Source organism: Pseudomonas sp. C27(2019) (genome assembly GCF_008807395.1).
Taxonomy (GTDB): Bacteria; Pseudomonadota; Gammaproteobacteria; order Pseudomonadales; family Pseudomonadaceae; genus Denitrificimonas.
Map to the genome: position 1 here is coordinate 2,429,323 of NZ_CP043320.1, position 12,319 is coordinate 2,441,641.

The following is a 12,319-nucleotide window of genomic DNA, read 5'->3' on the forward strand; positions in this document are numbered from 1 at the left end:
GCGCCCTGAATATTCATGGTAAACTTGATTTTATGAATACATATACGTCTCGCCCTTCTGTACTGTGCCTGTCGGGTCACGATCCTGTTGGTGGTGCTGGCTTGCAAGCGGATATTGAAGCGCTGATCGCCCAAGGCTGTCACGCCACGCCTGTAATTACTGCGCTAACCATTCAAGACACTGTCAATGTCAGTGATTTTAAAATTCTTGAACATGATTGGGTGATGGCGCAAGCGCAGGCAATTTTGCAAGACTTACCAATTTCGGCAATTAAGCTGGGTATGCTTGGCTCACTGGCGATGGTTGACACAGTTGCTGAAATCATCCAACAACTGCCTCAGACACCTTTTGTCTGCGACCCTGTGCTGCGTGCCGGCGGCGGTGGTGCTTTAGGTAAAGACGAAGTGGGCTATGCCCTGCGTGCTAAGTTAATGCCCTTAGCAGCAATCGTTACGCCAAATCTACCCGAAGCTCGAATCCTTGCTGAGTTACCCAATGGTAGCGCGGATGAATGCGCCCAAGTGCTGCTCAAGCATTGTGACAACCTATTGATTACCGGTGGCCATGGTGATGAAAACCAGGTGCACAATCGCCTGTATTGTGCAGACGGCAGCACGCACACTTTCACCTGTGCGCGCTTGCCCGGCGAATACCACGGCTCGGGCTGCACTTTAGCCAGCACATTAGCGGGCCGCTTAGCCTTAGGTGAAGCACTGGTTAGCGCCGTTGAGTCAGCACTGAACTATACTTGGCGCACCTTGCGTGATGCCGAAGCCCCTGGTCGCGGACAATATATTCCACGCCGTCTACCTTTGGACTTCTGCCGCCCATGACGCAAAAAACAAACGCATTACGCGGCTTATATGCCATCACCGACTCAGCACTGCTCGCTGATGGGCGCTTGCTGCCCTACTGTGAAGCAGCGCTGCGTGGCGGTGCAAAGATTTTGCAATACCGTGACAAATCCAGCGATACAGTACGCCGCTTAAGCGAGGCGCACGCTTTGCAAGCACTTTGCCAACGTTATAGTGCACGACTGATTATTAATGATGACCTGGCCTTGGCCGCTAAAATTGGTGCTGATTTACACCTCGGCCAAACAGATGGCAATCTACTCAGCGCACGCCAGCAACTCGGTGCAGACGCCATAATCGGTTCGACCTGCCATGCGCAGCTTGAGCTTGCCGAGCAGGCTGTAGAACAGCAGGCTGATTATATTGCTTTTGGCCGTTTTTATGCTTCGCAAACCAAGCCTGGTGATGTTTTAGCCACCACGCAGCTGCTTCAGCAGGCACAGCAGCTTAATCGCCCAATCGTCGCCATTGGTGGTATCACGTTAAATAATGGTGGCGAATTGATTCAGCATGGCGCAGCAATGCTCGCCGTGATTCATGGCTTATTTGCAGCAGACTCAGCTGCTGCCGTTGAACAACGAGCGCGAGCTTTTAGCGCGCTTTTTACTGATTAATTCTAGCAGCGACAGGCTCACTGCTTTTCTTAGATGAGGTTTTTAATGTCACGCTCAGCATCTCTTTTCGATCAAGCCCAACAGCACATTCCGGGCGGTGTAAACTCACCGGTACGCGCCTTTGCTGGTGTGGGTGGCACACCGTTATTTTTTAAGCATGCCGCCGGCGCTTATGTAACGGATGAAGACGATAACCGTTATGTGGATTATATCGGCTCATGGGGCCCAATGATTCTTGGCCACAGCCACCCTGATGTCATTGCTGCGGTGCGTGAGCAACTAGATCACGGCTTATCCTACGGTGCACCGACTGCACTGGAAGTCGAGATGGCTGATCTGATTTGCAGCATTGTGCCTTCAATGGACATGGTACGCATGACCAGCTCTGGTACCGAAGCCACTATGAGCGCCATTCGCTTGGCGCGTGGCTACACCGGACGCGACAGCATTATCAAATTTGAAGGCTGCTACCACGGTCACTCTGACAGTCTGCTGGTAAAAGCTGGCTCCGGCGCACTGACCTTAGGCGTGCCCAGCTCACCTGGCGTGCCTGCCGCATTTGCTCAGCACACCATCACCCTACCGTTTAACGATGTTGATGCGGTTGCGGCCTGCTTAGAAGAGCATGGCAAAGACGTCGCCTGCATTATTGTTGAGCCGGTGGCCGGCAACATGAACTGCATTCCACCTGCACCTGGCTTTTTGCAAGGCTTGCGCGAGCAGTGTGACAAGCACGGCGTTGTACTGATTTTTGACGAAGTGATGACCGGCTTCCGTGTTGCCCTTGGTGGCGCGCAAGCGCTGTACGGCGTCACCCCTGACTTGACCACATTCGGTAAGATCATTGGCGGCGGTATGCCAGTGGGCTCTTTTGGTGGCAACAAAAAAATCATGTCGCACATTGCACCGCTGGGCCCTGTTTACCAAGCAGGCACGTTGTCCGGTAACCCACTGGCAATGGCAGCGGGCTTGACCACTCTGAAACTGATCAGCCGTCCTGGCTTCCATGATGAATTAACGGACTACACTGCACGTTTACTGCAAGGCTTGCAGGAGCGCGCTGATGCGGCGGGCATTCCATTTACCACTACGCAAGCGGGCGGTATGTTTGGTTTGTTCTTCACTGATCGTAAAAAAATCAGCAGCTTTGAGGACGCCACCAACTGTAACCTTGAGCACTTTAAGCAGTTCTTCCATTTGATGCTTGAAGGTGGCGTGTATCTGGCGCCAAGTGCTTTTGAAGCAGGCTTTAGCTCCATTGCGCTGGGTGATACCGAGTTGAAAATTACTTTGGACGCGGCTGAAAAAGCCTTTGCCAAAATGAAAAGCTAATTTTTTGCTCTGAATATCAAAAGCGCCCGTTTATTCGGGCGTTTTTGATTGTTTAATATAGGTTTTATCACTTTTTATTTTGGTCGCGCTCGCGGCTTTCCTGCAACAGTTAATTGCATAACGCTTGTTACAGATATATGTATCGGGCGTACTGCATTATAGCTGTTGTTCCGTCGATGAACCCATCCGGGGTTCAACGCCGGCGCTGCGCCATCCCTGGCTTCGCTCGTCACAGCTACAATGCAGCACTTGTTAATCATCTGTGTCGCCAGCACGATCGCGCAAGGTTCGACAAGCAACATTCGCGTGAATCTCAACCCCAACTAAGCACAGCCAAGTACTCTGTTTAATCACAAACAACCACACAAAACAGAGACCCATGCACAACATGCAAAGCACACCAATGCTCAGAAGTGCCTCGCTAGTGACGCGGCAAGCGCAGCCATGGATGGCGTAGCGCCCGAATTGAGGCAGGAAGCCTCATTGAGGGAAAAGCGACACTAGCGAGGCACGCCCACGCACGTATTTCGCTATCGCTCAAACAACTCACCAACTTACACAATCAAATCAAGCAATCATACAAAACTGAGCCTTACGCAAAATATACAAAGCACACCAATGCTCAGAAGTGCCTCGCTGGTGACGCGGCAAGCGTAGCCATGGATGGCGTAGCGCCCGAATAAGGTCAGGATGACCTTTTGAGGGAAAAGCGGCACTAGCGAGGCACGCCCACACACTGATTTTGCTATCGCTCAAACAGCTCACCAACTTACACAATCAAATCAAGCAATCATACAAAACAAAGCCTTACGCAAAATATGCAAAGCACACCAATGCTCAGAAGTGCCTCGCTGGTGACGCGGCAAGCGTAGCCATGGATGGCGTAGCGCCCGAATTGAGGCAGGAAGCCTCATTGAGGGAAAAGCGACACTAGCGAGGCACGCCCACGCACGCATTTTCACGCGCTCTTTTACAAAACAAAAAACAAACTCACTCGCTAAACCGCTTAATCACATCAGGCAGCTGCGAAATCCGACTCACCTGTGCATCTGGCTCACGCTCACCGGTCCAGATTTTTTGCTCTGGATTAAACCAAATCGTACGCATACCCACCTGCTGCGCACCAAAAATATCATCCTGTGGGTGATCACCAATATGGATGCTATGTGTCGGACTCACCTGCGCCCGTGCCAGCGCAGCCAAAAACACCTGAGGTTCAGGTTTAGCCACACCCAACATGTCAGCATTTAGAGCAAAGGAAAAATATGCACCAAGACCCACTCGGCGCACATCAGCATTACCATTACTCAGCGCCGCTAACATGTAGCGATGACGCAAATGCTCTAAAGTAGGCAACACATCAGCAAACAACTCAACATTTTGCCGCGCCGCTAGGAACACCTGAAATGCCTGCTCAGCAAGCTCTTGTGCCTCACGCTGAGCATAGCCTGATTGCAATAATGCCCGTAACAGCACCTGATACCGCAACTCACTGACACGCCGATCCAATTCAGGCTGCCGCTGCACCACCTCGCCCCGTAACTGCTGCAAACGCTCTGGCGTCAGCGCCTCTAAACGTGGTGCATACTGCGCCAACCAAGTACGCAAAGCATTATCTGCAGCGATAATCACCGGCTGCACTGACCATAATGTGTCATCTAAATCAAAAGTAATTAAACGAATACTCATTCTTTTAGTTTGCGCCTCGCTCGCGGGTGCGCTTGATCATACACCTGCGCCAAATGTTGAAAATCAAGATGGGTATAGATCTGCGTGGTACTGATATCAGCATGTCCAAGCAGCTCTTGTACTGCTCGTAAATCATGGGATGATTCCAGCACATGGCTGGCGAAAGAGTGCCTGAGCATATGCGGGTGTAGATGCTGACCCAGCTCGCGTGCACCCGCTTGGCGTACGCGTTCGCGCACCAATTGTGGACTCATACGCCGCCCACGCACACCAATAAATAAGGCCTGATCCTGAGTCTGCACTTGCCCACGAACAGCCAGCCACTGCTGCAGCGCAGCAATAGCCTTGCTACCCACCGGCAGCATGCGCTGTTTATTACCCTTACCGAGGACCAAAACCAAGCCTTGCTGAAGATCGATATCGGCTAGATTTAAACCCACCAATTCAGATAAGCGTAAGCCCGATGAATAAAACAGCTCTAAAATAGCGTGATCACGACAGGCTGCAAAATCATCGGCAATCGGGCTGTCGAGCAACTGTTGGGCGCGATCGACATCCAGCACCTTAGGTAGCTTTCGCGCGCCTTTGGGTGGGCGAATACCTGCTGCTGGATCGTGCTGACACACACCCTCTCGCACTAAATATGCATAGAGCCCTCGCAGCGCTGACAATAAGCGGGCAATGCTGCGTCCGACGAGGCCACCTGCATGCAACTCGGCAACCAATTGGCGCACATGCGCCACCTGCAGATCCTTCCAGCTGTCTAGTTGTTGGCGCTTAGCAAACTCTAAAACTTTAGCCAAGTCACTGCGATAGGCACTTAAAGTGTGCACGGATACTTGCCGCTCAGTCTCTAGGTACTCGATAAAAGCAGCGAACTGAACATGCATAGAGCGCCTCGCATAACAGGTACTTATTTAACCGATTGCAATGACGCTAGCATCGGCGCTAAGACTCGCGCGAGCACGTCAGCAAGGTAGGTTAAAAATAACGTGTCTATAGAGCTGCTGTAGTACTGCTGGTCATTGCTGCCCACCGCTAGCACGCCTTGTATGCCTTGATAATCCAAAGCAACCACAGCAGCTGACTTGATCTGCACAGCGTTCTCATCACCAAATAAGAACTCGAGCTGCTTAGGGCGCAACACACCGCAAAAGGCCTTACCGCCAACTAGCACACCACTGATTTGCTGCTGAGCAGCTTTTAGGCTGGTACTGCGCCCTACATTGATTGGTTTATCACTGAATACGATCAGAGCCGAAAAAGGTACTTTAAAGGAATGGCGCAAACTATCATCGACCACGCCCACCAATTCATCTAACGACTGCGCATCGAGTATTTCTAGCACTAAGCGTCTGACTTTTTCAAAGAGGCGATCATTGTCACGCGCAACATCCATTAAGTGCGCTAAGCGATTATGCATATCCGTATTACGATCACGTAATACCATCATCTGACGCTCAACAAGAGAGACTGAGCTGCCACGTGCATGCGGAATCCGCATCTGCACAAGCAAATCTTCCTGGCCAATAAAAAACTCAGGGTGACTCTTTAAATAAGCCACCACCTGCTCTTCTGTTATTGATGCGGGTTGCTGCGGATTACTCATAAGCGAATCTGCCCTTCATAAATGCGGGTTGCTGAGCCAGTAAGATGCACCTGAGTAGCATTTTCCTGCCACTCTAAGTGTGCTCTAGCCTTGCCACTGGCTAACTCAATGTGCGCCTGTCGTTCGACCCATTTTTGCTGCATTGCAAGCATCGTCACTGTGCAGAGACTAGGGCTGAAGCTATCAATAAGATCAGCCCCCAGCTGCCACATCAGCACGCTTAAAGTATTTCTATCTTGCACGTGCACAACGCTAACTATAGTGCCCAGTGGCAAACTCGCATGCTCATCTAAGTGCGCAAGCAACTCAGCCATTGGCACCTGTGTCACATCTGCTACGCGCAATACAGCATGCAAACAACTGGCTGTCATTAGCAAAAAACTACTATCAAGTAACCATGACGCATGCTCGTATTGCTTAATAAAGCTCAGCGGCAAAGCAATACGTTCATGCAAGATATCAGGCCGCTCAAGCGCAACAGTCACCGAACCATCCGCATGCACTTGCACGTCTAACACAGCATGACGCACTTCGACACGCATCTGCGCTTTGGAAATTAACCGCTTATCAGCAACCAAGCGGGCCACGCAGCACAAGTCGCTGGCTAACCAGTCTACTTCTACACCATCGCTATCAAACACGCGGCAACTGAAATCAACATCTGGGTGTTGTGGCACCTCAATTAAAGCCAAGCGCTGAAAACCAACACCAGAGCGGCGATCACCCCAAGTACGCATATGCTGCGGCTGGATATAGGCGTACTGACTGATTAAGTCGATAACCATCAAGTCAATACCTAAGCCGTGCATTTTGCTAAAACGCAGCAGCATACTATGACTCCGGCAGTAGGCTTTCGTGGGCGTATAGCTCTGCTATTGTTTCACGTCGACGTACCAAATAAGCCTGCTCGCCATCAACCACCACCTCAGCTGCGCGGCCACGGCTATTGTAATTTGAACTCATAACAAACCCATAGGCACCGGCTGAGCATACGGTTAACAAATCGCCTTCGGCTAAGGTCAGGTCGCGCTCTTTGGCAAGAAAATCACCGGTTTCACATACAGGACCGACAACGTCATAGCTGCGTGGCATGCCTGTGCGTGGTTTAACAGCCAACACATCCATCCATGCTTGATACAACGCTGGTCGTAGCAAATCATTCATTGCTGCATCAACAATAGCGAAATCTTTATGCTCAGTATGCTTGAGGTATTCAACTCGGGTCAGTAACACGCCAGCGTTGGCGACAATGTAGCGACCGGGCTCAAACACTAAGGCCAAATCACGCCCAGCTACGCGCTCGCGCACTGCAGCCATATATTCGCCCGCACGAGGTGGCTCTTCATCTTGATAGCGCACACCTAAACCACCGCCCAAATCTAAGTGACGGATAGTAATGCCATGCCTAGCTAAACGATCAACCAACAACAAGACACGATCGAGTGCGTCTAAAAATGGCTCAAGGGTGGTCAACTGCGAACCAATGTGACAATCCACCCCTTTGATAGAAATATTGCTGAGAACCGCTGCACGCAGGTAAACCGACTCAGCAATATTGATATCAATACCAAACTTATTATCTTTTAAACCTGTCGAAATATACGGGTGGGTACCGGCATCCACATCTGGATTGACGCGCAAAGAGACTGGCGCAATAACACCCAAATGCGCGGCAACCTCTTGCAGTCGCTCCAGTTCATCGACTGACTCGACATTAAAACAGTGCACACCCACTTCTAAGGCGCGCTGCATTTCGTCGCGGGTTTTGCCCACACCAGAAAACACCACGCGCTCAGGTAAGCCACCGGCTGCCAGCACTCGCTCGAGCTCGCCAATCGAAACAATGTCAAAGCCTGCGCCTAAACGCGCCAGAATATTAAGTACCGCAATATTTGAGTTGGCTTTTACCGCAAAACAGACTAAATGCTCAACGCCTTGCAAAGCATCAGTATAGCTGCGGTATTGCGCCTCAATGTGCGCTCGTGAATAAACATACGTTGGTGTGCCAAACTGTTCAGCAATGCTGGATAACGCAACATTTTCTGCGTGCAGCTCACCCTTTTGATAAGTAAACGCTTGCATGCTAGCTCCTATTAAAGTTCGTAACGGTCTTTACGGTGCTCGTGCGCAGCTTTCTCATCATCCGGATCATACAGAGGGCCCTTTTGGCCGCAGGCGGTTAAACCCATTAACATCACTGCCAATACAACAAATGGAAGCACAATACGCTTCATAATAAATCCTTCGTAAAAACCATTAATGCATTGAGTATACCGACCCCTCATAATCTTGCCTATGCGCAGATCGGCTGACAACGCTAGGATAGTCATGAAAAAGACGTATTATTGCCTATCTATGCTATTTGTTTGCTAAACACGCCTTGTTTTGCCATTTAAATATAAAGGAGCTCGTAATGAGCCTGACCGAAAGCCAGTTTCATGACCTTGTTGATACCACCCAGAGAAATCTCGAAGACATTATTGACGCGAACGATATCGACATTGATATTGAAAGCAGTGCAGGCATTTTGACCTTGACCTTTGAAAATCAGCATCAAGTGATTCTCAGCCGTCAAGAGCCACTGAAACAATTATGGTTAGCCGATCGCAGCGGCGGCTTTCATTTCGATTATGATAGTGAGCAAGCGCAATGGTTCTGTGCCAGCACGCAACAAACCTTAACGCAAATGCTAAGCGAGATATTCCTGACGCACACTCAGCACAGCTTCGATTTAAGCAGCTTGTAACTGACTGTTCAGCTTGCTTGTTTCTTTAGTATTGCAGCGCTTGCATATTTAGATGGCTGTGATACGTTGCATGAACGTGCAGTAAAGAATAAACAGCACCTAAAACCTCGTCATTCGGCGGGGTTTTGTGTTTTTTAATTGAAACTTTAAGCCCTAGGAGCATCACAGATACCATGAGCAGCAAACCCGCGATCACTGTCACTCGTCTAGATATGCAGCGCCTAGAGCATATGCTTGAGCATCTAGACAACTATGACGCAGCCGCCGAAGCCTTAGAAGCAGAGCTGGCTCGGGCGAATTTTGTTGGCCATACGGAAATTGCCGATGACATCGTCACCATGAATTCTAAGGCGCATTTTTATGAAGAAAACAGCAATACTGAGTACCAACTGACTTTAGTCTACCCGCAGCAAGCGGGCATCGAAGGTAACGTATCCATTTTAGCGCCCATTGGCACAGCACTCTTGGGCTTGAGCGTTGGCCAAAGCATTGATTGGCAAACACCTAAAGGCAAAATTTTAAAGTTGACGCTCAAACGTGTTGAGTTCCAGCCTGAGGCAGCACAGCAATACACCCTATAATAAGCGTTCTTGTAGCGCAGCATGCTTACCATGCTGCGCTGAAGGTCAAATCACAGTGCCTGCAAAGCCTCATTAAGACGTTTTTCTAAAACTGTTTTACGCTGCAAAAAATGCATGGTTTGCACATGACTGCCTGACTGCACTTTTGACAAATCTATATCCGTTATATAGCAGGGGTAGCGCTGTTCAGTGCGCCGCATCCCAAGAATATAACGTGCCACATACTGGTAAAGTTGTGCGCCATACTCCAACTCAGAAAACTCTTGATGATTGCAATACAGGGTCAAACTGCCATCTTCTTCGTAAATCACCTGCACTGCGTAAAAGGTATGCTCGCGCTCATACTCAACTAGCGTGCAGCGCTCAATACGCTGCGGGTTATCCTGACCATCAGGATAAATACGGTGATAATTTACTTGCAGCGCAGTGGAATAAGCCTGCTGCTCGTCAAAAGATTCAGTTGTTGTTTGTCGATACAGCAATGAGCTTAAAAACCGCTGTAGCGGCATAAGCAATGTTTGCTGATCGATAAAATCTTGTGTGTGCTGCCAAAAGCCATTGCGCTCATCGAGCACATAAATATGCGCTTGCGCACCATGCACTCGGTAGAAAACCTGCACAGCATCCATACGACCGACCGGCAAAATAAACTTCAGAACATGCCCCTGCAAAGCAAACTCATCCACGCGCCAGCGTACATACTGCGCCTGTTCGTGTGACAAGTATTCCTGCAATTCAGCCACATCAGCAAATGACATAAAACCGGCACGTCCAGCACGCCACTCGAGCACGTGCAACTGTTGCTCGATTTGTAATACATAGCGACTCTCATGGTTTTGCTGAATATTAGCAAACGCCTGAGTCACCACCTGCTCAACGCGTTTTACAATCGACACTGCTCGATTTTGACAGAAGCAGCCGACATGAACCTGCACGTCATCGCTGTGCGCTGAACAATCATTGAGCACGCTGCTTAAACATTGCAGCAGTGCGTTATCACCACTGAAGCGACTGACAATCAGCTCGTTCCAACTGTTTAAAACAACTTGGTCAATACTTAAGACAAGATTCTCTCGCAGGCCCGAAAACCCCAAAGCATCAATCTGTTCACTGGCCATGTGCACATTGGCCTGACTGTGCTGCGGCAGCGGATCAATACCGACATTCACCAGCAATACAACAGTGGTCGGATAGCTACTGGCTAAAAGCGCTGCCTCGGTAACCGCTGCGAAGGGTAATGGCAAAGCACGCCGCAGCGTTCTTAAAATACCCTGCAACTCAAGCTCAGTTAATGCACTGTCTTGAATCACTAAGCTAAGCCTAGTCGCCTCATCAATGACACCATTTAAATGTGCCCAGGCCAGCACGGCAAGTAATTCTTTAGCGCGTTTAAGCGGCGCATGATCCTGCCATTCCTGCCCCGCTAGGCTACCGTTAAACAGCCCCCAATAGGCGTGTTCAGATTCGCTATTACTGCATTGCACTAGGGTTAAAGTATCTTCGGACAAGTCAGGCGCAATACCAGGGTTAAGGTATTCAACTTTGCCGGCTTTGCGCTCAAATGCGGCATACAAGCGACGCCCTAGCACTGCAAGATCACGGGGATTGACCACCTGTTCAGCTTGCATGTTCTGGGTAAACTGGCTTAAAAAACGGTAGCTGTACATCAGCTCATTAACCAGCAAACGACGCTCTTGTTGGGCTTGGGCGATCTTCCACTGATTACGGCGATCTAAGTGGCCGAGTAGGGTTTCGTTCCAGCGCCACTCTGCTGTCAGACGTTCTAAGATCAGACGCTGCCAGCTTTTTGCACGTAGCAAGCGGCTTTGCGTTAGGCGCTTACCGACTTTCAAATAAAAACAGCGCCGTACTAGCTCTAAACGCTCTAGTTCGTTACGCTCAAGCAAGTATGCTTCCAAGCGCCGGTAGAGCAATACATACGCATCAAGCTCATCGACATCAAGTTGATTGGCATAAACCGCTTGCTTATAACTCAAACTTAAACAGTGCACCTGCGGGTGCTCTGAGGCATACACTTCAATCAGCAGCAGTTTCAGCAAAGACTTGTACGGTGAATCAATGCCTTTGTGTAACTGCCACATACCGGCACCAACAAATTCGCTAGCCGGAATGTGCGCCAAACAGCCTAAATCCAACACTTCATCACTGCGCACAAAACGCTTGGCTAACAAAATAGCGCAGTACTCATCATAGCGATGCTCTTCATACACCGGCACCAACCACCATATCGGTATCCGCCCAGCAAGCCACAGCGCAGTGCGGTAAAACTCATCTAATAATAAGTAGTGTTGGGTTGTGCCGCAGTCATCTAAAGTCAGCTGCCGCTCATTGTCTTGCCCACTCGCAAACTGCTTTGGCTCAATTAAAAACAGATAGATTTTTGCCCCTAAGGTTGCAGCCCAGGCTTGCAGCAAGTCGCATTTCCTACGCAACTCTTGCAGCTGAGCTACGCTTAAGTCGGCGCTATGACACAGCCAAAAGTCCATATCACTGTCTTCTGCATAAGCAACAGAACCTATACTGCCCATCAAAAAAAGCGCATGTAAGGGTTGCTCAGTGCGGTAACCGCGTGCGGCTTTATAGGTAAAAGAGCGGGCAAAGGCTTGCGCCTCTTGGACCAAGTCAGCACTGGGCTCATAACCACTTAAACCCGCAGGAGTAACCCCAGAAACATAACCAGGCAATAACGGATGATTGACATGCAACAGTAAGGGCAGCAAGCGCAGCACCAACTGTTGGCGAGAAGAGAGTATTAAATTTGCACGCTGTAAGCGGTCATGATTGATGGATAGAAAACGCTTACGCAAACGGGTCAGATCTTTTCGATCAATCCCGTCATCAATCACTAAGCGTATATCAACCATGACCTCAGC

At 49.7% G+C, this 12,319-nt stretch carries 12 protein-coding genes; 5 read left to right on the plus strand and 7 right to left on the minus strand.

Annotated elements, in window-relative coordinates; all coding sequences use genetic code 11:
• Positions 1–32 precede the first annotated feature (32 nt).
• The 3 genes from FXF61_RS11105 to hemL are packed head-to-tail and all read left to right on the plus strand — an operon-like array spanning position 33 to position 2,800.
• Positions 33–833, plus strand: coding sequence for a bifunctional hydroxymethylpyrimidine kinase/phosphomethylpyrimidine kinase (locus FXF61_RS11105; RefSeq protein ID WP_151185329.1), 801 nt, complete (start codon positions 33–35; stop codon positions 831–833).
• On the plus strand, positions 830–1,468 hold the full coding sequence (gene thiE / locus FXF61_RS11110; protein ID WP_151185330.1) for a thiamine phosphate synthase: 639 nt from the start codon (positions 830–832) through the stop codon (positions 1,466–1,468). Before FXF61_RS11105 ends, thiE begins: the two co-directional genes overlap by 4 nt.
• Positions 1,469–1,513: 45 nt before the next feature.
• Complete coding sequence (gene hemL / locus FXF61_RS11115; RefSeq protein WP_151185331.1) at positions 1,514–2,800, plus strand: glutamate-1-semialdehyde 2,1-aminomutase; 1,287 nt, start codon at positions 1,514–1,516, stop codon at positions 2,798–2,800.
• A gap of 990 nt (positions 2,801–3,790) precedes the next feature.
• Here the strand turns inward: hemL and FXF61_RS11125 are convergent.
• The 6 genes from FXF61_RS11125 to FXF61_RS11150 are packed head-to-tail and all read right to left on the minus strand — an operon-like array spanning position 3,791 to position 8,332.
• Entirely contained in the window at positions 3,791–4,489 is a 699-nt protein-coding gene (locus tag FXF61_RS11125) for an HAD family hydrolase (protein ID WP_151185333.1), read from the minus strand.
• On the minus strand, positions 4,486–5,379 hold the full coding sequence (gene xerC / locus FXF61_RS11130) for a tyrosine recombinase XerC (protein WP_151185334.1): 894 nt from the start codon (positions 5,377–5,379) through the stop codon (positions 4,486–4,488). Before xerC ends, FXF61_RS11125 begins: the two co-directional genes overlap by 4 nt.
• 23 nt (positions 5,380–5,402) lie before the next feature.
• On the minus strand, positions 5,403–6,098 hold the full coding sequence (locus tag FXF61_RS11135; protein ID WP_151185335.1) for a DUF484 family protein: 696 nt from the start codon (positions 6,096–6,098) through the stop codon (positions 5,403–5,405).
• The gene (locus FXF61_RS11140) at positions 6,095–6,928 is read right to left on the minus strand and encodes a diaminopimelate epimerase (protein WP_151185336.1); all 834 of its coding nucleotides are present in this window, start codon (positions 6,926–6,928) and stop codon (positions 6,095–6,097) included. Before FXF61_RS11140 ends, FXF61_RS11135 begins: the two co-directional genes overlap by 4 nt.
• Position 6,929: 1 nt before the next feature.
• On the minus strand, positions 6,930–8,180 hold the full coding sequence (gene lysA, locus FXF61_RS11145) for a diaminopimelate decarboxylase (protein ID WP_151185337.1): 1,251 nt from the start codon (positions 8,178–8,180) through the stop codon (positions 6,930–6,932).
• Positions 8,181–8,191: 11 nt separating this feature from the next.
• The gene (locus FXF61_RS11150) at positions 8,192–8,332 is read right to left on the minus strand and encodes a lipoprotein (protein ID WP_151185338.1); all 141 of its coding nucleotides are present in this window, start codon (positions 8,330–8,332) and stop codon (positions 8,192–8,194) included.
• A gap of 179 nt (positions 8,333–8,511) precedes the next feature.
• Between FXF61_RS11150 and cyaY the strand changes: the two genes are divergently transcribed.
• Both cyaY and rnk read left to right on the plus strand, forming a co-directional pair.
• Entirely contained in the window at positions 8,512–8,844 is a 333-nt protein-coding gene (gene cyaY / locus FXF61_RS11155) for an iron donor protein CyaY (protein ID WP_151185339.1), read from the plus strand.
• 173 nt (positions 8,845–9,017) lie between these two features.
• The gene (gene rnk / locus FXF61_RS11160; RefSeq protein WP_151185340.1) at positions 9,018–9,425 is read left to right on the plus strand and encodes a nucleoside diphosphate kinase regulator; all 408 of its coding nucleotides are present in this window, start codon (positions 9,018–9,020) and stop codon (positions 9,423–9,425) included.
• Between the two features lie 50 nt (positions 9,426–9,475).
• Here rnk and FXF61_RS11165 read toward each other — a convergent pair whose 3' ends face one another.
• The gene (locus tag FXF61_RS11165; protein WP_151185341.1) at positions 9,476–12,310 is read right to left on the minus strand and encodes a class I adenylate cyclase; all 2,835 of its coding nucleotides are present in this window, start codon (positions 12,308–12,310) and stop codon (positions 9,476–9,478) included.
• Positions 12,311–12,319: the final 9 nt, after the last annotated feature.